The organism is Kluyvera sp. 1366 (assembly GCF_054823405.1).
Genome location: NZ_JBTRDW010000002.1, coordinates 631,533 through 651,335 on the forward strand (window position 1 = coordinate 631,533; position 19,803 = coordinate 651,335).

Annotated in this window: 18 protein-coding genes and 1 tRNA gene; 5 read left to right on the forward strand and 14 right to left on the reverse strand. The window is 55.0% G+C overall.

The genetic code is table 11. The annotated features are described in order from the left end of the window. The first annotated feature begins 98 nt into the window (after window positions 1-98). Window positions 99-1,691 (forward strand): methyl-accepting chemotaxis protein, encoded by a 1,593-nt coding sequence (locus ACVLVH_RS06520; RefSeq protein WP_498949009.1) that lies wholly within the window; start codon window positions 99-101, stop codon window positions 1,689-1,691. A 41-nt stretch (window positions 1,692-1,732) separates the two neighbouring features. Here ACVLVH_RS06520 and ACVLVH_RS06525 read toward each other — a convergent pair whose 3' ends face one another. Together ACVLVH_RS06525 and ACVLVH_RS06530 are read right to left on the reverse strand one after the other, a co-directional pair. Beyond that, the gene (locus ACVLVH_RS06525; protein ID WP_008105442.1) at window positions 1,733-1,981 is read right to left on the reverse strand and encodes a hypothetical protein; all 249 of its coding nucleotides are present in this window, start codon (window positions 1,979-1,981) and stop codon (window positions 1,733-1,735) included. A 76-nt stretch (window positions 1,982-2,057) separates the two neighbouring features. Then, on the reverse strand, window positions 2,058-2,756 hold the full coding sequence (locus ACVLVH_RS06530) for a phosphohydrolase (protein WP_192411587.1): 699 nt from the start codon (window positions 2,754-2,756) through the stop codon (window positions 2,058-2,060). 570 nt (window positions 2,757-3,326) lie between these two features. Here ACVLVH_RS06530 and ACVLVH_RS06535 point away from each other — a divergent pair. The 3 genes from ACVLVH_RS06535 (at window position 3,327) to ACVLVH_RS06545 (ending at window position 5,233) form a co-directional block, all read left to right on the forward strand. Continuing rightward, complete coding sequence (locus ACVLVH_RS06535) at window positions 3,327-4,001, forward strand: ASCH domain-containing protein (protein ID WP_101763938.1); 675 nt, start codon at window positions 3,327-3,329, stop codon at window positions 3,999-4,001. Between the two features lie 276 nt (window positions 4,002-4,277). After that, window positions 4,278-5,054 (forward strand): DgsA anti-repressor MtfA, encoded by a 777-nt coding sequence (gene mtfA / locus ACVLVH_RS06540; protein ID WP_101762794.1) that lies wholly within the window; start codon window positions 4,278-4,280, stop codon window positions 5,052-5,054. A gap of 103 nt (window positions 5,055-5,157) precedes the next feature. Continuing rightward, window positions 5,158-5,233, forward strand: a tRNA-Asn gene (locus tag ACVLVH_RS06545). Between the two features lie 44 nt (window positions 5,234-5,277). Here ACVLVH_RS06545 and ybiX read toward each other — a convergent pair. The 9 genes from ybiX to ACVLVH_RS06590 form a co-directional block, all read right to left on the reverse strand. Continuing rightward, the gene (ybiX, locus tag ACVLVH_RS06550) at window positions 5,278-5,955 is read right to left on the reverse strand and encodes a PKHD-type hydroxylase YbiX (protein WP_222182793.1); all 678 of its coding nucleotides are present in this window, start codon (window positions 5,953-5,955) and stop codon (window positions 5,278-5,280) included. Window positions 5,956-6,005: 50 nt separating this feature from the next. Beyond that, entirely contained in the window at window positions 6,006-8,291 is a 2,286-nt protein-coding gene (locus ACVLVH_RS06555) for a catecholate siderophore receptor Fiu (RefSeq protein WP_498949012.1), read from the reverse strand. Between the two features lie 353 nt (window positions 8,292-8,644). Further along, on the reverse strand, window positions 8,645-8,812 hold the full coding sequence (locus ACVLVH_RS06560) for a hypothetical protein (RefSeq protein ID WP_167391193.1): 168 nt from the start codon (window positions 8,810-8,812) through the stop codon (window positions 8,645-8,647). Window positions 8,813-8,944: 132 nt separating this feature from the next. Next, the gene (locus tag ACVLVH_RS06565) at window positions 8,945-10,357 is read right to left on the reverse strand and encodes an EmmdR/YeeO family multidrug/toxin efflux MATE transporter (protein WP_498949015.1); all 1,413 of its coding nucleotides are present in this window, start codon (window positions 10,355-10,357) and stop codon (window positions 8,945-8,947) included. A gap of 120 nt (window positions 10,358-10,477) precedes the next feature. Further along, window positions 10,478-11,227: an ABC transporter ATP-binding protein gene (locus tag ACVLVH_RS06570; protein ID WP_101762798.1), complete on the reverse strand. Its 750-nt coding sequence runs from the start codon at window positions 11,225-11,227 to the stop codon at window positions 10,478-10,480. Continuing rightward, window positions 11,220-12,095 carry an ABC transporter ATP-binding protein gene (locus tag ACVLVH_RS06575; RefSeq protein ID WP_137386054.1) on the reverse strand — a complete coding sequence of 292 codons (876 nt, stop codon included), beginning with the start codon at window positions 12,093-12,095 and terminating at the stop codon, window positions 11,220-11,222. Before ACVLVH_RS06575 ends, ACVLVH_RS06570 begins: the two co-directional genes overlap by 8 nt. After that, a complete protein-coding gene (gene livM, locus ACVLVH_RS06580) occupies window positions 12,088-13,368 on the reverse strand; it encodes a high-affinity branched-chain amino acid ABC transporter permease LivM (protein ID WP_101762800.1) in 1,281 nt (426 codons plus the stop codon). The genes ACVLVH_RS06575 and livM overlap by 8 nt, the downstream gene beginning before the upstream one ends. A 10-nt stretch (window positions 13,369-13,378) precedes the next feature. After that, window positions 13,379-14,293: an ABC transporter permease subunit gene (locus ACVLVH_RS06585; protein WP_008105462.1), complete on the reverse strand. Its 915-nt coding sequence runs from the start codon at window positions 14,291-14,293 to the stop codon at window positions 13,379-13,381. A gap of 82 nt (window positions 14,294-14,375) precedes the next feature. After that, complete coding sequence (locus tag ACVLVH_RS06590; RefSeq protein WP_498949018.1) at window positions 14,376-15,491, reverse strand: branched-chain amino acid ABC transporter substrate-binding protein; 1,116 nt, start codon at window positions 15,489-15,491, stop codon at window positions 14,376-14,378. Between the two features lie 400 nt (window positions 15,492-15,891). On the opposite strand from ACVLVH_RS06590, the gene ACVLVH_RS06595 reads away from it, so the two are divergent. Beyond that, window positions 15,892-17,340 (forward strand): AMP nucleosidase, encoded by a 1,449-nt coding sequence (locus ACVLVH_RS06595; RefSeq protein WP_110868358.1) that lies wholly within the window; start codon window positions 15,892-15,894, stop codon window positions 17,338-17,340. 50 nt (window positions 17,341-17,390) lie between these two features. On the opposite strand, the gene ACVLVH_RS06600 is transcribed toward ACVLVH_RS06595, so the two are convergent. The 3 genes from ACVLVH_RS06600 to ACVLVH_RS06610 all read right to left on the reverse strand — a co-directional run bounded on the left by ACVLVH_RS06600 (window position 17,391) and on the right by ACVLVH_RS06610 (window position 19,776). Further along, window positions 17,391-17,978, reverse strand: coding sequence for a hypothetical protein (locus ACVLVH_RS06600; protein ID WP_225614347.1), 588 nt, complete (start codon window positions 17,976-17,978; stop codon window positions 17,391-17,393). 168 nt (window positions 17,979-18,146) lie between these two features. Continuing rightward, entirely contained in the window at window positions 18,147-19,445 is a 1,299-nt protein-coding gene (locus tag ACVLVH_RS06605; RefSeq protein ID WP_218168305.1) for an NCS2 family permease, read from the reverse strand. A gap of 61 nt (window positions 19,446-19,506) precedes the next feature. Next, entirely contained in the window at window positions 19,507-19,776 is a 270-nt protein-coding gene (locus ACVLVH_RS06610) for a hypothetical protein (RefSeq protein WP_137386057.1), read from the reverse strand. Window positions 19,777-19,803 lie beyond the last annotated feature (27 nt).

Below are 19,803 nucleotides of genomic sequence, written 5' to 3' on the forward strand. Positions count from 1 at the left end.
GGCCGCGCTTTATGCTGTTTTCCGCCTAATCGCGCCCGCTGTCACCAAACTGTCACGCGTGCTGCCAATACTCCTGTTTTATTTTTTGGAGGCGTGTGATGTCACTTCTGTCTGTTATCACTCTGCCGTTGCGGTTACGCGCGCGGTTCTCCCCGCGTATTCCGCTGTGGCTCACCAGTTTACGTAGCCAGTTTTTGCTGTTCATTGCGCTGTTCTGCTTGCTGCAGTTTGCCGGCGTGCTGCTACTGAATACCCACGTTAACCAGACGCAAACCTCGTTGCAGCAGGCGAATCAACTGCGCGAACGTCTGGCCCTGCTGGATAAAGCGCGCATCGAACTGCTCACCGCCAGTGATAACAGCCATCGCGCCGGTATTTATCTGATGCAGGATCAACAAAGTGGCTCGGTGGATAGCTGGAAAAGTCTGGCGGCGGCAGCCGATGACTCGTTGAAACAGGCGCAACAACAGTTCGCCGCCTACCACGCCCATGTGGATAGCCCGCTGGCGCAAGGTTTTACCATGCTAGCGGCAGGATTGCAGGAGCAGCTGAAAGGATTAGCGGCCAACGACATCAACGCCTTTTTTATGGTGCCGATGCAGGCATTTCAGCAGCAGTTTAATGATGCCTGGTTCAGTGAAATCGAGCAGGCCAATCAGCAGCTCAGCAGCGTGAATCAAAACACCCTCAGCACGTTGAAGCAGAGCCGCAATCTGTCGCTGATGGTCAGCGCGGTGCTGATGGCGCTGTTAGTGCTGGCCTCCAGCCTGCTGATGCGCGGCGTATTGTTGCCGCTGCGTCGCGCCAATGCGCAGCTGGAACAGATCGCCACCGGTGATCTGGTCGATGCGCAAAACCTTCCGCGTCGTCAGTCGCTGGAAACGCGCCAGCTGTTCCAGTCAATTGAGACCATGCGACGCGGCTTGCAGCAGATTGTGCGCGACATCAACACGGTGGCGGTCAGCGTGGCCGCCGGCGCAGAAGATATGCAGCAGCACAATGAGAAAGTGATGCAGCAACACCAGCAGCAAAATGCCAGCTTCCATCATCTGTCGCAGCGCTTAGATCGCGTTTCTGAAGAGGTGGAGATTGGTGCCCAGTTCTCGCAGCAGGCGACGCAGGAAGCGCAATCTGCCGATGCGTTGATGCGTAACTGCGCACTGGAAGTCGATAAGATGGAAATCCAGATGCAGCAAATTGTCACCGCGTCGGATGATATCGCCGGGATTGTTGGCATGCTGGATGACTTGTCGATGCAGACGCGTTTGTTATCGCTAAATGCCGCAATTGAGTCGGCACATGCCGGCGCTTACGGCCGCAGCTTCTCGGTGGTCGCCAAAGAGATGGGTTTGCTCTCGCAGCAAAGCGGTGCCTCGACGCGCCAGATTGACGGATTGATTCAGCATACGCAGCAACATGTGCATGCTGGCTTCGATAAGGTGAAAGCGCTGGAGGTGCTGTTCGCGCAGATCAGCAGCGCGGTGTCTGGCGTGGTGACGCAGTTGAACGAGCTACAGCACAACAGTGCTGCGCAGAGTCATCGGGTGAAAAAGATTGCGCTGGAAGTGGTGGAGATGAGCGGACAGCTGCAGCAGAACGAAGCGCTTAACGCCCATCAGGTGCAATCGGCAGTGCAATTGCGCGCCTTATCGGACCGCCTGGCGCAGCGCGCGCAGCAGTTCCGTATTTAATCTGCAGGCATAAAAAAACCCGTCAGTGACGGGTTTTCTGCTTATTTCTTCTTCTTACTTTTCTTCAGCAGTGCACGAATCTGCTTCAGTTCCGCAGCGGAGAGCTGATCTTCCACCGCTTCCTGAGTATCCAGACTGTCAATGGCCGGTTGCGCACCCGCATCTAAACTGGCCTGCAGGCGATTAACGATCTCCTGACTCATGGAGATTTGGTTATCGGCGGCTAACTGTTTGATGTGCTCTTTCAGTGCCGGGTCAATTTTGATGGTTAAGTTAACTGTCTCGGTCATTTTCATACTCCCTTTTGATTTACAACAACGTAGCGGAAGCAGATGAAACTTAACAGACTGTCATAAAAATTTAATATTACGAGTGTATAGGGCTGAAATCTCTTAACACCGACTCATCGATGGAGGTCAAATTGCCCTGCAGCTCGGCGCAAAGTTTGCCCATGTAGTGGACGAGAAAATCGGCGTTATGTTCCGCCAACAGGCGTCCAGCTTCGGTTTGCATGGTTTGCGGTAAACCCAATAGCTTTTTCTGGAAGTGATCCAAGGTCCACTTCACATCATCCAGTTCGCGATCCTTTCCTAACGGATCTTCGCTATCAAACAGCGGACGACCTAACGCGCCCGCCGTATAGAAAACGCGCGCCAGGCCGATAGCACCTAATGATTCGAGACGATCGGCATCCTGCACGATTTTCGCTTCCAGCGTTTGCGGCGCGATACGCGCACTAAAGCTGTGAGCCTGCACCGCGTGCGCAACGGCATCCAGCCGTTCGAACGGGAAGTCGGGGAAATCTTGCTGCAGTATGCGGCGCGTCTCTTGCGCGGCATAAGTTGACGCTAAATGACGTTCGGGATGGTTTTTCGGCAGGTTGACCACATCGTGAAAATAGCAGGCGGTCATCACGACCATAGGATCGGCGTCACTGTGCTGCATGATGCGCTTAGCACTCATCCAGACGCGGCGCAGGTGCGCGATATCGTGGGCTTTGTCGTCGTGCAGCCAGTTGAGCTGCAGCCAATTCTCGTAGCGTTGTTGCCAGTGAGTAAGTGACATCGTGCTTCTCCTGTTATTGCTGTTATCTACGTTCCTGCGGACATCATAGCGGCCTGGTCATGACACTTTATTTACATCCGTCCAGGCGGTGCCAGGCGTAAAAATGAGATCCCGATCTTGTTATAACGCTGTTAACGCCGCTTGCACAGCAGCCATTGCGATTTCGGTATTTCCTTAGTGCGTTTTAGTTAAATAACTCTGTTCAATAGGTTTAATATATTCGCGTCATCAACAAATTTCGCTTTAGGGATAAATTCTAGTTATCTGTGCTGATAAATGGGGCTTCTTAGAGGCAGATCAACACGGCATAATCTGAAAAGGTTCCCATAATGGCCTTTATAACGTACTGTATCTGGAAAATTTATGGCTTCTGATCCCTTGCAAAGTCCTTTTCAGCACACATTTTGCTTATGAACCATTTTTTACATCTAAAATTGCCAGAATAGCCTGATACTAAGTCGACAAATTATTAAGCAAACTGATTCAAACCCATTATGCTAGCTCTCACATCTACGGATGTTAGGGGATTCTTCGCAGTTTCCGGGTTTGTGACACATTAAGAGGTATGCAATGAAAGAACGGCCGATTCTTTTTTCCGAACAGCGGGTACGCGCCCTGCTGGTTGGCCAGCAAACGCAGACCCGGCGCATTATGAAAACTCAAGCCTTTGGTCCGGGTCAGGATCATCATGAAGGGGTACACGCATTTGATGTCAGCGCCAATCATCTGCACGGCTATAAATTGATGTCGATGACCGATGTCAGTTCGCACTGCCCATTTGGTCAGGCGGGCGATGGTTTGTGGGTACGTGAAACCTGGCGCGGCCCGATCGTGCCGGAGGCGATGCTGGCGGATTACGAACGCGATCCACTGCCGTTCCGCAATGCGGCTTACTGCCAATATCGCGCTGACAGCAATGAATTAGGACAGCTGGATGAGAATATGCAGAATGCCGAGCAGTTTGGCTGGCAAACCGCGATTCACATGCCGCGCTGGGCCAGCCGCATCGACCTGCAAATCACCTCGGTGCGAGCCGAGAAGATTCAGGACATTAGTGAAGATGACATCATGGCGGAAGGCGTGCAGACCGATTCGCACTTCCTGAATAACTTTTTCACCATGAATATGAATTCCGAATCGCCAAAAGAAGCGTACCGCAAAGCGTGGCAGAAACAGTACGGCGCCACCAGCTGGGAAGTGAACCCGTGGGTTTGGGTGATCGCGTTCCAGCGGGTTGAACGATAAAACGTCTCCTCCCCTTAACCCTCTCCCGCAAGCGGGCGAGGGAACCGTTTTTAGCGATGTAGAAGTTTGGGGAGCACGTGAAGATTTGCACAGTAAGCTCCCTCTCACGCCTGCGTGTGAGGGTTGGGGTGAGGGCAAACTTACTTTCCCGCTTTGCCACGCCAATCACAGACAAATCCCCCATTAACTGGTTGAATCTTCGGCTTTGATTACGCGCTGGTAATTTCCCCTTTGCCGCGCCAGGATACTGTTTTCGTCTGAAGAGTGAGTGAGGCAATGTTCAAATGGCCGTGGCATGCGCAAATAGAGACTTCAGTACTGGCGCTACCCTGGCAACAGGCGCTGGCGCAGCCGATCTTTTCACTGCTCGATCCTGATGAAAAAACCGCGTTGGTTACGCTGGCGCAACGCTTCCTGCAGCAGAAAAAAATCTCGCCGCTGCAAGGCCTGCAACTCGATGAACTGTTACTGACGCGTCTGGCGCTGCTATTCTGTTTGCCAGTGTTGAAGCTCGGTCTCGAATGGCTTGATGGCTTTCATGAAGTGCTGATCTATCCTGAACCTTTCAATGTCGACGATCGCTGGGAAGATGATAACGGCCTGGTACATCACGCGCCGGCGGTGCACGCTGGACAAAGCTGGACGCAAGGTCCGGTGGTGTTAAATGCGCTGGATATTCAGGATTCGCTCGATCTCTCCGGTTTTAACCTGGTGATCCACGAAGTGGCGCATAAACTTGATGCGCGCGGCAGCGGCTATACCAGCGGCATTCCGGTGATGGCGCTGCGCGATGTCGCCAGCTGGGAGAAAGACCTGCTGCAGGCAATGGCGGAGATTGAAGCGGAAGTTGAGTTAGTCGGTGAACAGGCGGCGACCATCGATCCTTACGCCGCCAGCGATGCGGCTGAATGTTTTGCGGTGCTGTCGGAGTATTTCTTCAGCGCACCGGATTTACTGGCTAACCGTTTCCCGGCGATGTATCGCCATCTGCAGCAGTTCTATCGTCAGGATCCCCTGGCGCGATTGGCGATGCTAACAGCAGAACCTGCTTAAATCGCGATCGCTTTGTACTAATGCTAGCCAGTTGAATACAAATGTGTTTTAAGCTGTTGACACCTGCAAGGGGCGCCATTAATATTCGCCTCGTTCACACGATTCCTCTGTAGTTCAGTCGGTAGAACGGCGGACTGTTAATCCGTATGTCACTGGTTCGAGTCCAGTCAGAGGAGCCATATTTAGAGAAGCCCGCTTAGGAAACTAAGCGGGCTTTTTGCTTTTACACTTCCGTCCAGCCGCGCAGCAGGTTGTGATACATGTTCAGCAGCGACAACAGCTCTGGGCTATCACCGTGACGCGCTTTGAGGCTTTGAATATTGCGATCCAGCTCGAACAGCATGGCGCGCTGTTTATCGTCGCGCACCATCGACTGAATCCACAGGAATGAAGCGACGCGCGCACCCTGGGTAACCGGCGTGACGCAATGCAGGCTGCTCGACGGATACAGCACCAGATGGCCCGCTGGCAGTTTCACCTTGTGCTGACCATACGTGTCTTCAATCACCAACTCGCCACCTTGGTAGCTTTCAGGTTCGCTGAGGAACAGCGTGGCGGAGAGATCGGTTCGCATCCAGCCCGCCGCGCCGTTATGGCGTACCGCGCCATCGACATGAAAACCGTAGGTTTCGCCCTGCTCATAACGGTTAAACAGCGGTGTGGAAATCGATCGTGGTAATGCAGCGGAAAAGAACAGCGGGTTGTTGTTCAGCGCCTGCATCACCGCGGTTTGCAGCTGATCGTACAGTGGCGTGCGGGTATCGATCTGCTGATTGTTTTTCACCGTCGCGCCCTGGCTGCCGACCGTCGCCCTTCCGTCGATCCATTCGGCCTGTTGCAGCAGCGTGCTAAAACTCGCTACCTCTTCCGGCGTCAGTACAGCAGGAATGTGATACATCATCGCGTTGTTCTCTCAAAAATTGTGGGGCGCGCACGCCCCACGACGTTAACTTAGAAATGCACGTTTGCCGTCAGCAGGAAAGTCCGTGGCTCGCCTGGATGGTAGCGATAACCGCTCTTATTGATTGACGCAACATAGTTGGTATCAAACAGGTTGTACACGTTGAGTTGCAGATCGAGGTTGTTGTTCACCTTGTAGCCCAATTTGGCATCGGCGACCCAATAACCTTCGGTGTGATCCGGCGTACCGACCGCACCATCGCTGCCGCGACGCAGGCTGCCCACATAACGCGCACCGGCACCGACTGAAATCGCATCGGTTGCCTGATAGTTGGTCCACAGCGTAAAGGCGTGCTTCGGCGTGTAAGCCAGCGCAGAAGATCCATCCTGCGATACGCTATCCCCTTCGGTCACTGACGCATGCTGCAGGGTATAGCCGGCGATCACTTCCCAATCTGGCGTGATGTTACCGGTGGCTGAGAGCTCATAACCTTCCACACGTTTTTTACCGGCTTGCGAATAGGTGCCGTCGTCGTTAGCGGTGACTTCATTTTCAATATCGGTACGGAACAGCGCCGCATTCAGCAACAGACGTTTATCCAGCACCTGCCATTTGGTGCCCACTTCGCTGGACTTGGCTTTCTGCGGTTTGAAGTCGGTGCGGTTGGCGCTGTTGCCGGTGCCACCTGCGGCCAGTGCAAAGCTGCTGCCACCTGGCGGTTGCTGAGAAATGGCATAGTTAACATAGACGTTGCCCTGCTCGGTCAGACGATAAAGCGCACCGGCTTTCCAGTTCACAAGATTGCCCGATTTCGCGGTATCCACGGTAGTAACCGGCGTATTGCGCGGCACGCCAACTGGGCACGTCAACGCACCGCGTCCGGTGCCGCCACAGGCGGTCGCGCTGTCATACTCGGTGTGATAGTTATCGAGACGAATGCCGCCGTTCAGCTCAAAACTGTTGGTAATCGCGAGCGTATCAAAGGCGTAAATGCCTGCGGTATCGGTTTGCCCGTTAGCATTGGCACCATTCCTGTCCAATCCACCCACCGAAATGCTGCTGATAGGATGGTAAATATTAACCGATGGCGGGGTGATCGCATTGACGCCGTAGTTGGTTTGATTTTCACGCGTAAACTCCACGCCCGCGCTGACATCGTGCCCAACCGCACCGGTGTAAAACTTCGAGGTGATGTTGGTCTGGTTGGAGAGAATGCGGTTGCTGATGTCTTTGGTGTTCGCCAGGCGCGACCAGCTCCAGCTATTCACATCGTTCCGGTTTGGCGCAGTGATATTGGTGGCGCCGCCCATCACCGCCGTCAGCAGATATTCCTGCTTCACCCGTGACCAACGCGTGGTGTTGCGGATGGTGGTGCTGTCGTTGATATCGTGCTCGAAGCGTATGGTGGCGCTGTCGGTGGTCGATTTATCAAAGTCAGAATCGGTGCCGTAATAGTTACTGGTCGCGACTTTGCCAGAATTGTTCAGTGCCGATGTCGCCGCATTCGGCGCCGAATAGCCCGGCAGGCCAATGGTTGGAATGCCGCCATCGGGCGTATTGTTTTGATGCACATGCAGATAGTTGAGGTACAAGCGCGTTGCAGTATCCAGACCCAACGCCAGCGATGGCGCCACGCCATAACGCTCGTTCTGCACGTTATCACGCGCCGCATCGTGAGTTTTCTCACCCATCAGATTGAGGCGGAACGCGGCGTTGTCGTTGATCGCCTGGTTGTAATCCAGCGTGCCGCGACGCATCCACGCGCTGCCAACGCTGACTGAGGCGTCGAGCCCGCTATCGAGGCGCGGCTGTTTGCTGATCATATTAATCGAACCTGACGGCGCGCTGCGTCCGTAATCGGTGCCCGATGGCCCTTTAATCACTTCAACCTGCTGAGTGTTGAAGGTATCGCGCGTCACGCTACCAATATCGCGAATACCATCAACGTAAATGCTGTTGGAGGTATCAATGCCGCGCATATACACCGCATCACCGGTAGTAGAACTGCCGTTTTCCCCCGCATAGAACGCGCCCACGCCCGGCACGTTTTTCAGCGCGTCGGTAAGATTGGTTACGCCCTGATCTTTAATCACCTGATCCGGAATCACCGTCATGGTGCGGGTGGTATCCACCAGCGGACGATTGAATTTCGGATCGGCAGATGCGTTGGGGGCATACAGCGATGGCGTATGCGCTTCAACCACTAAGGTATCGTCAGATTTTTTGTTGGCATTTTCTGCCGCTAATGCGGCAGCAGGAGAAATACCAATGCAAAGCCCGGTGAAAAGGGTCAACGAATTGAAGCTGCCAAACGGCAGGTTGCGATTTTTATCCATTTTTAAGGGAGTGAGTTTCTTGTAATGATTGACGCGCACATCACATCAGCGGATGGCCTGGCGCAGAAGCATTCCGGCGGCAAGGCGTTGAGCTGGCGTGACACCTAAATGATAACGCCAATGGTTATCATTTACTTTTCTATCTTACACGCACGCCGCGAGTTAGGAATACATTTCTTTACGAGAAAATTACGGAATCAAGACAATTGATAGAGAGTGTAAAAATATGATGAATTTTTTTGAATGAAGGGTCAAATTTCAGGCATAAAAAAACCCGCTGGCTAAAGCGGGTTCTTTATTCAACAGCGCACAGCTCATTCCAGTAGCTGTAGCGAATCACATGGTGCAGGCGCTCATCTCTCATAGTAACGATACACCGAAGGATGGAACTCAACACCGTACAGCTGGCTGATGGGAATCAGCAGGTCGATATGATTACTGAGATCGAATTCGCGCTCTTCTGCGGGTCCAGTCTCGCCATTGATCAGTTGGTTAAACCACTGCTGCAAGAGGTGTTTCATTGTCAGCTTCTCCACAAATGATTGACGCTGACAGTAAACCGTATTCTCTCCTATAACCAAACCGATTAGTTGTGCGCTTCATTGCCAATTAATGCATATACGTAGAGCCCACAATGGGCACCAGCCAATGCCCTATCCACTGCTCTTCGCCATCATCTTGCGGTAATTGTTCAGCCATTTGCCGCTGTTGAGTCGCCACCAGAAAAATACGCCGCGCACCGTCCAGTCGAGGAACATGCCGAGCCACACGCCTATCACGCCCATTCCCAACACAATCCCAAGGAAATAACCTGCTACGACGCGGGCGCCCCACATGCTAAACATTGACACATACATGGTGTAACGCGCATCGCGCGCGCCTTTCAGGCTGGCGGGTAGCACCCATGAAGCGGTCCAGATCGGCATAAAGGCGGCATTCAGCCAAATCAAATGCTTGGTAACTGAAATGACTTCCGGATCGCGGCTGTAAAACTGCGCGAGTGTTCCGGCAAGCGGCACGGTGATCAGCGCCAGCGAACATAATCCAATCATCGCCAGCCAGAACACGTGTTTGATTTGGCGTTCAGCCTGCATCACCTGATTCAGCCCCAGCCTGCGGCCGGTAATAATGGTCGACGCCGAACCCAGCGCATTACCCGGCAGGTTAATCAGCGAAGCAATCGAGAAGGCGATAAAGTTACCGGCGATCTCATTGGTACCCATGCCAGCAACAAAAATCTGCGTCAGCAGCTTACCGCCGTTAAACAGCACCGATTCAATACTGGCGGGCACCCCAATGCCCAACACTTCCATCAGAATATTGCGATCCCAGCGCCGGAAATAGCTGGCGATGGAGATTTTCAGGGCTGGCGTAATGCCGCGATACAGCACATAAATCGCCGCCGCCGCACCAATATAGCGCGAAATGGTTAAGCCCAATCCGGCACCAACAAAACCCATACCTTCCCAACCGAGGCAGCCGTAAATCAGCACGCTACTGATCACGATGTTGAGAATGTTCATGCCGCCGTTGATCAGCATCGGGATTTTAGTATTGCCCGCGCCACGCAGCGCGCCGCTGCCAATCAGCGCAATTGCCGCTGCAGGATAGCTCCACGCCGAGGTTTGCAGATAGCTCAGCGCCAGCTCTTTCACTTTGGGATCGGCGCTGCCGGCAATCACATCAATGATCAGATGCCCCCAAAACTCGATGGCGATCACCAGCACAAACGCCAGCGCGGTCATCAATCCCAGCGACTGTCTGGTGGCGGCTCGCGCCCGTTTGCCGTTGCGTTTCGCCAGGCTGAACGCCACCACCACCGTGGTGCCGAGATCGATGGCGGCAAAGAAGGAGATGATCACCATGTTGAAGCTGTCGGCCAAACCGACGCCCGCCATCGCTTCTTTACCCAGCCAGCTCACCAAAAAGGTACTGAGGACGCCCATCAGCATCACGCAGAGGTTTTCGATAAAGATGGGCACGGCTAATGGGGTGATTTCTCGCCAGAACAACGTACGGTAAGCGCGGCGCTTGGGATACCACGCCGTGTTTCTGACCGCCCGCATCACTGCTACGCCAGGATTTTGCAAGGGATTACCAAATCACTTTGGAGAGGAAGAAGAGTAATAATGATGATAGGCCACTAAGAATTATGCAAAGTGTTTCCCCTCACCATTTAATCATTATTACAAACTTTTTGTCGCCACCACCGCAGGATCGGCTGCGCCGCCCAAATAGGCGCTGCGCACGTCGTCATTATTGAGCAGCTCTGCGCCGCTGCCGCTCAGGCGAATCTCACCGTTCACCATCACATAGCCGCGATCGGCTAGCTGCAATGCATGGCGGGCATTCTGCTCCACCAGAAACAGCGTCATGCCTTGCTGGGTCAACTCGCGCAGAATGCCAAAGATCTGCTTCACCACGATCGGCGCGAGGCCAAGACTGGGTTCGTCGAGCAGCAACAGTTTAGGTCGACTCATCAGCGCGCGGGCAATCGCCAGCATCTGCTGCTCGCCGCCGGAGAGCGTCATGGCGCGCTGCTTACGCCGCTCCAGCAGGCGCGGAAACAGCTGATACATGCGATCTTTGTCCTGTTTAACAAAACGTTCGCCGATAGCGATGGTGCCCATCAGCAGGTTCTCTTCCACCGTCATATCAGGAAAGATGCGTCGTCCTTCCGGAGCCTGCGCAATGCCGCTGGCGGCGATGAAGTGCGTCGAACGCTGGCTGATCGCTTCGCCGCGCAAACGTATCTCGCCGCTGGCAATGCGCGGCTGACCAAAGATCGACATCAGCAGCGTGGATTTTCCCGCGCCGTTAGCACCAATCAGCGCCACGGTTTCGCCCTGATTCACCGTCAACGACACCTGTTTCAACGCCTGCAAAGGACCGTAAAACACATCGACTTGCTCAAAAGCCAGCATCGGTTCAGCCATGATCGCTCTCCTCTTCTGCGCCGAGATAGGCGGCAATCACTTTGGGATCGTGTCGAATTTGCTGCGGCGTGCCCTGGGCAATCACATCGCCATGATCGAGCACTACGATGTGATCGGAAATGCGCATCACCATTGGCATGTCGTGTTCAATCAGCAACACGCTGATGCGATGGTCGGCGCGCAGACGATGTAAAATCGCGCTCAACGCCTCGGTTTCCACCGGATTCAGCCCAGCCGCCGGTTCATCCAGACAAATCAGTTCCGGTCGCGTACACATGGCGCGCGCGATCTCCAGCCGCCGTTGCTGACCGTAAGAGAGCGTGCCCGCCAGGCGGTTGGCGCTGGCGACCAAATCGACGTTCTCCAGCCAGTAAAAAGCGCGATCCAGCGCGCGATTTTCTGCTTCGCGGTAGCCGCGTGTGTTCAGCACGCCCGCCAGCAGCTGACGATTGACCTGCATATGCTGTGCCACCAGCAGATTCTCAATCACCGACATTTCGCGGAACAGCCGGATATTTTGAAAGGTACGCGCCAGCCCGGCGCGGTTCACCAGATGCGCGCCGCCAAACATCTTATACCAGAGCCGCGAGCCGAGCCGTGTAGGATTGATCCAGTCACCTGCGTGAATTTTTTGCCCCAACACCTGAATCACATCGGTGCTGCGCTGATTGGCGTTGAGCACAATGCGTCCGCCGCTGGCGCGATAAAAACCGGTCAGGCAGTTGAACACCGTGGTTTTACCCGCGCCGTTAGGACCAATTAATGAGGTCACCGAACCGCGCTCCACCGCCAGGCTGACGTCATTCAGCGCCTTGATGCCGCCAAAGCGCATCATCAGGTTGTCCACTTGCAGGATGGCATCACTCATGGCGCACTCCTTTTCGCAGCGGCACGCCAACGCGTGCGGTGCGCACCAGCCCACGTGGCCGCCAGATCATCATCAGCACCATTAGCATGCCGAACAGCAGCACGCGGTATTCGGCAAAGCTGCGCAGCAGTTCCGGTGCCACCGTCAGCACAAACGCTGCCAGCACCACGCCGAGCGTCGATCCCATCCCACCAAGCACCACAATGGCGAGAATCAGCGCTGACTCAAAAAAGGTAAACGAGGTGGGATTAACGAAGCCCTGATAGCTGGCAAAAAACACCCCGGCGATGCCCGCCGTTGACGCGCCCAACATAAAGGCTGAAAGCTTCACCAACACATGGTTAAGCCCCATCGCGCGGCAGGCAATCTCATCTTCACGCAGCGCTTCCCAGGCGCGGCCAATCGGCATACGCGTCAGGCGATGCTTGATCCACAGCACCAGCAACACCACCAGAACCAGCACAACATAGATAAAGATAAATTTCATATTCGGGTTGTAAGTGACGTGCAGAAACTCGTGATACGGCACGCCGCCATCGCGCGCGCGGCGGGCAAACTCGAGGCCAAAGAAGGTCGGCGACGGCACGGAAACCCCGTTCGGGCCGCCGGTAAAGGCGACCCAATTGGTCAGCACCAGACGAATGATTTCACCAAAGCCGAGCGTAACGATCGCCAGATAATCGCCGTGCATGCGCAGCACCGGGAACCCGAGCAGCGCGCCAGCAAAAGCGGCCAGCAGCGCCGCCAGCGGCAGCATGCTCCAGAAACCCAATCCGAGATATTGATAGCCAAGCGCCAGGCCGTACGCACCGATGGCATAAAAAGCCACGTAGCCGAGATCAAGTAATCCGGCGAGCCCAACCACAATATTCAAGCCCAACCCGAGCAGCACATAAATCAGGCCGAGAATCGCCACCGTCAGCAGATATTTACTGGAGAGAAACGGAAAGGCCAGCGCCACGATCAGCAGCAGCGGCAATATCCAGCGCAAACGCGAACGATAGCCGGGCTCGCGCACGTAAACCCCGTCATCGCTGCTGGCAAACTTGCGCATGATGCGCTGACCAACAGGCGCGTGCAGAAACAAACTGAACAGCAAACGCCCCGCCATCACCACCGCCACCAGCAGCGCCACGCGCTGTGGCGACAGTTTGAAGCTGTAACCGTCGAGCACCACGCCAACAATCGGACCAAATACCACCAGCGCTACTAACCCCGCCAGCAGCGTATCGAGCAGCGCCTGGCGCACAGGATTTTGCGTCATTGCATTCATCGGGGCTTCCTCACACTTTAGCGACCAGCGGTCGTCCCAGCAGTCCTTGCGGGCGGAAGATCAAAATCACCACCAGCAGCGAAAACGAGAACACATCTTTATAGTCAGAATTCACCATCCCGGCGAACTGCGCTTCCGCGACGCCCAGCAATAATCCGCCAAGCATCGCGCCCGGCAGTGAACCGATGCCGCCGAGCACTGCGGCGGTGAACGCTTTGATGCCAATGATAAATCCGGCGTAAAAATCAAAGGTGCCGTAATTCATGGTCACCAGCACGCCAGCTAATCCCGCCATCGCCGCACCAATCACAAACACCAGCGAGATAACGCGATCGGTATTGATGCCGAGAATGGAAGCCATGCGCCGATCCTGCTGCACTGCACGGCAAATACGCCCGAGTTTGGTGTACTGGATAATCCAGGTCAGCAGCGCCATGCCGCAAAACGCCGCGATCAGGATGAAGATTTTGGTCCAGGTGATTTGCACCACGCCACCATCAAATTCCATGCGCAACACGCCGGTCAGCAACGTCGGAATGCCCTGCTGATTTGGCCCCTGACTGAGTTGCACATAGTTCTGCAAAATCAGTGACATGCCGATCGCTGAAATCAGCGGCGCAAGGCGCGTCGAGTTGCGCAGCGGTCGATAGGCGATGCGCTCAATCGCCCAGCCGTAAGCCGAGGTGACGATAATGGTGAAGATTAAGGTGCCGAATATCAGTAGCGGGAAGGAGTGAATGCCAAAAAAGCTGAGTAGCGATAAGCCAATGGCACACAGATAGGCGGAGATCATATACACCTCGCCGTGGGCGAAGTTGATCATGCCGATAATGCCGTAAACCATGGTGTAACCGATGGCGATCAGGCCATACACGGCACCGAGCGTTAAACCGTTGATCAGCTGCTGTAAGAAAAAGGCGTCCATAATGTCGTCTCGTACTCAATGGGAGCGCACACCTCGCGCTCAATCGCGAATGGCCCCGCACTGTACGGGGCCGCGTGGCACATTACAGCTGGTGATACTTGCCTTTGTCGTCCCATTGATACACGACGTAATCCGACACCTTGAGATCGCCTTTACTGTCCCAGGCTTTTTTGCCCATGACGGTATCGACGCTGTTGGCTTTCAGCCAGTCGCTGGCCTTGGCGTTGTCTTTACCGGCTGCTTTGTAAGCGGCGGCCAGCGTCTGCACGGAGGCGTAGGCATACAGGGTGTAACCTTCTGGCTCAAATCCGCCGGCGCGGAATTTGTCGATAACCGCTTTGCCATCGGCGATGGTGCGCGGATCGTTGCCGAAGGTCATGTAGACGCCTTTGGTGTATTGCGGGCCGCCTGCTGCCGTCACCATCTCTTCCGTCACAATGCAGTCACCGGAGAAGAAAGCCGCATTAACGCCCTGCTCACGCATCTGACGCACCAGCGGACCGGCTTCCGGATGACAGCCGCCGAAATAGACCACGTCCGGTTTCAGCGCGCCGATCTTGGTTACCAGCGCATTAAAATCTTTCTCGCCGCGCGACAACCCTTCATACAGCACTTCTTTCACGCCGCGCTTTTCAAGTGAGGCTTTGGTGGCATCCGCCAAACCCTGGCCGTAAGTGTCTTTGTCATGAATGATGACCACTTTCTTCGCTTTCAGCTTGTCGATGATGTAATCCGCGGCGATGGCGCCTTGCTGGTCATCACGACCACACATGCGGAATAGGGTTTTCATGCCGCGTTCGGTAATTTTTGGGTTGGTGGATCCGGGCGTGATCGCTAAAACGCCGGCCTCATCATAGACTTCCGAGGCGGGCATGGTGGATGAGGAGCAGAAGTGGCCGACCACCGCCATCACTTTATCCTGATCGACCAGTCGGTTAGCGACGGATACCGCCTGCTTCGGTTCACACGCGTCGTCGCCCTGCACCAGCACGATTTTCTCGCCGTTGATGCCGCCTGACGCATTGATATCCTCCGCGGCCTGGCTTGCGCCTTTCCAGTATTGCGCGCCGTACGTCGCATTAGGCCCAGAGAACGGACCCGCCACACCAATTTTAATATCTGCCTGAGCGTAAAAGGCCACGCTTAAACAACCTGCAATCGCCACATTCATTGGGTGTTTTATGAATTTCAAAGACATGCTTTCAATCCTCAACGGGTCAGGAACTGAGCCATAACACGGCCTGGGAGAAATCAATTTCTGAAACTTCGGCAGAACAGAGTGCGGCCTCCAACACCCGAAGAGTCGCCATTTATGGCAACCTGCTTTTAGAACCGGATGGATTCATTAAGGCCACGGTTGAAAACTAAGCAATAAGCTCGCCAATACCGCGAAGGTGGACGATTTATTACTCGGGCATCGCTCCAGAACAGGAGACACGCGATGTAACATCCCTGCTGATCATAAACATAGCCGCGGTTACGCCACGCACCAGCACCGTGATGGTGCAGAATGCGGTCGATCACAGATTCTTCATCGTAGCGAAGGGTTTATCCGCTATGCTCTGGTGAAAACGGTCCATGTTTCTGAAGGAGAACCCATGAATACACAACGGAACGGATTGAGCAGCCAGCAAGCGCTGGACGAACTAGAACGCCTGTACGATGCAGCCGTTGACGCGCTGCGCAACGCCATTCGCGATTTCACTGCCACCGGACAGTTGCCGGATGAGGCCGCGCGTCAGCAAGGGCTGTTTGTTTATCCGCAGCTGCGCATCACCTGGCTGGGTGAAGGTCCGCAGCAAAATCGCACCCGCGCGTGGGGACGTTTTACCCATACCGGCAGCTACAGCACCACCATCACGCGCCCGGCGCTGCTGCGCCACTATCTCAGCGAGCAGCTGCAGATGCTGGAGAAGGAGTACGACGTACTGATTGAGGTCGCGCCTTCGCAGCAGGAAATTCCTTATCCTTATGTGATTGACGGCTTGTCACTGGACCGCTCAATGAGCGCCAGCATCGCACGCCATTTCCCCACCACCGAACTGTCGCAAATCGGTGATGAAACCGCCGACGGCCTGTTCCACGCCAATGCGATTTTCCCGCTGTCGCACTTTGACGCCCTGCGCACCGATTTCTCACTGGCACGCCTGCGCCACTACACCGGCACGAGCGTAGAGCACTTTCAGCCGTTCGTGCTGTTTACCAACTACACGCGCTACGTCGATGAGTTCGTGCGCTGGGCGATTGAGCAGGTGCAGGATCCCACCACGCCTTACGACAGCCTGGCCTGCGCCGGTGAAGTGGTGATCACCGCCGATACGCAAGACCCGACGGCGATGATGTCCGATCTGGCGTGGAAGAAGCACCAAATGCCGGCATGGCACCTGACATCACCGAATCGTCGCGGCATTACGCTGGTGAACATCGGCGTGGGGCCATCCAATGCCAAAACCATCTGTGACCACCTGGCGGTGATTCGTCCGCACGCCTGGCTGATGATTGGCCACTGCGGTGGACTGCGCGAAAGCCAGACCATCGGCGACTATGTGCTGGCGCATGCCTACCTGCGCGACGACCACGTACTGGATAGCGTACTGCCGCCAGATATCCCAATCCCCAGCATCGCCGAAGTGCAGCGCGCACTGTATGACGCCACCAAAGCGGTCAGCGGCATGCCCGGCGAAGAAGTTAAACAGCGCCTGCGCACCGGCACCGTGGTCACCACCGATGACCGTAACTGGGAGCTGCGCTACTCCGCTTCGGCGCTGCGCTTCAACCTGAGCCGCGCCGTTGCGGTTGATATGGAGAGCGCCACCATCGCCGCGCAGGGTTACCGCTTCCGCGTGCCTTACGGCACCTTGCTGTGCGTATCCGATAAACCGCTGCATGGCGAGATCAAGCTACCGGGCCAGGCAAACCGCTTCTATGAGGGCGCAATCTCTGAGCACCTGCAGATTGGCATCTGCGCGGTAGAACTGCTGCGAGCTGAAGGCGACAAGCTGCATTCGAGGAAGCTGAGAACCTTTAACGAGCCGCCGTTTAGGTAATCATGATGAGTTCCGGCCCATGAAGGGCCGGAACCGTGCAGTAAAGCGCGTCATGACATTTTCAAAACGATATTCTGCACAAACCACGCCAGCACCAGAAGGCCGGTCGGGATCATGATTTTCCAGGTTATGCTGTTATTGAAGGCAGATATTTTATCCTCCAGCTGGTTAAATCTTTGGTCAATTCTTTCAAATCTTTGGTCAATTCTTTCAAATATTAGATCAATTTTGTCGAACTTCGGGTTGAGTTGATCCTCCATCCGCTCTAACTTTTTATCGATACGTTGTTCAAGCGCCCCCAGCTCACCCAAAATCTCTACCCGCATGACACCCTGCTCAGCCCTGACCTTTTCGATATCCGCTTTAGTAGCAAAATGTTCTGAACGCGCCGTTAGCACAGCAACATCCGTCTGAATCTGCTGCGTGGTTTTTTCCAGCTGTTCAACCCGTTTGGTGAGTTGTTCCATTTGATGATCTCCTTTGTTACCAACGTCAAAAATACGCGGTGGGAACACACGAGTTGCCGTACTAATGGGGTAATCCATCACCGAATCCTCTTCCATCGCGCTGCTCAATCTTTCCACCACACCGTTAGTGAAACAGATTTGCGCAGCGTTAACATTCCACGATCCCGCCATTCGCAGCACATTTTTTGCGGGCAGGTTTAAACAACACGCACAGCCTGGGCCGTTTTGAGATGGAAGGAAAGTGAGCATCAAAAAGGATTGCGAGGTGTCTCGCAGAAAATAAGCGAAGGAATGCAACAGCAGACACGGAAGCCCGAGCGGGCTTCCGTTAAGTGAGATTTACGCGCTCAGCCAGCCCAGTTTGATGACAAACAGAATCGACAGAATGATCAGCGCCGGGTTGACCTCTTTGGTGCGGCCGCTCAGCAGTTTCACCACCGTCCAGGTGATGAAGCCGAACGCAATACCGTTAGCGATCGAGTAGGTCAGCGGCATGGTCAGCGCAGTCACGGTTACCGGCGCGGCGGTGGTGATGTCTTTCCAGTCAATATCCGCCAGGCCAGATGCCATCAGCACCGCAACAAACAGCAGTGCTGGCGCGGTGGCATAAATCGGTACGCTGCCCGCGAGCGGCGAGAAGAACAGGCTCAGCAGGAACAGAATCGCCACCACAATCGCCGTCAGGCCGGTGCGGCCACCGGCGCTGACGCCGGCAGCAGATTCCACATAGCTGGTGGTGGTCGAAGTACCAAGCAGCGAGCCGAACAGCGCGGCGGCGCTATCTGCAATCAACGCACGGCCCATTTTCGGCACGTTGCCCTGCTCATCTGCCAGACCGGCGCGCTTGGTCACACCCAGCAAGGTGCCGGTGTTATCGAACACGTCCACGAACAGGAAGGCGAAGATTACGCTCACCAAACCGACGTTAAAGGCACCGGCGATATCCAGCTGCATAAAGGTTGGCGCGATAGAGGGCGGAGCGGAGAACACGCCACCAAACGGCGTCAGGCCAATGCCCATAGAAATGAAGGTCACCACCAGAATGCCGATCAGCACCGCACCGGTAACGCGACGCGCTTCCAGCACCACAATGATGAAGAAGCCGAGCAGCGCCAGCAGCGGACCCGGTTTAGTCAGGTCGCCCAGGCCAACCAGCGTTGCTGGGTTATCCACCACGATACCCGCGCCTTCCAGCGCGATAATCGCCAGGAACAGACCGATACCGGCACCAATACCGGCACGCAGCGGCAGCGGAATGCTGTTAATAATCCACTCACGAATTTTGAAAAGCGACATGGCGAAGAAGATCACCGCCGACAAGAACACCGCGCCCAGCGCGACTTGCCAGGTGTAACCCATATGCAGCACCACGGTGTAGGTGAAGAAGGCGTTGAGGCCCATGCCCGGTGCAAGTGCAATCGGATAGTTAGCGATCAGGCCCATTAACACACAGCCAATCGCCGCCGCCAGACAGGTCGCCACGAAGACCGCACCTTTATCCATGCCGGTTGCGCCGAGAATGCTCGGGTTAACAAACAGGATGTAAGCCATTGCCAGGAAGGTGGTGATACCCGCAATGATTTCGGTGCGAACCGTGGTGTTGTGCGCTTTTAGTTTGAAGAGTTTTTCTAACATCATCATCTCTCATGAGCGGAGTCGGCACGAATGCGCGCGCTCCTTGCCAATGTGGTTTACATGCTTATTGTTGTTTTGAAAGCGAAGCAAACTGGACAACAGGTTGTGAAACCTTGCGCTTTCCCCTGTCCATATAGCAATAGCTATGCCACTCCCCTACGCAATCGATTACGTTTTCATTTGCGGCTGCGGCTAAGATTATTCTGAACCAGAATGAGGCGCGATTATGGTGCATTGCACCAGCGCCGCGCAATCGTTTTCCTACCTGACGATGGTTTGGCAAAAAGAGTGCGGCACTGCACGCTTCCGCACTCTGCCAGGCGATGGCGCTCACGTTTCTGTTGCCTTAATCAGCAGGTAA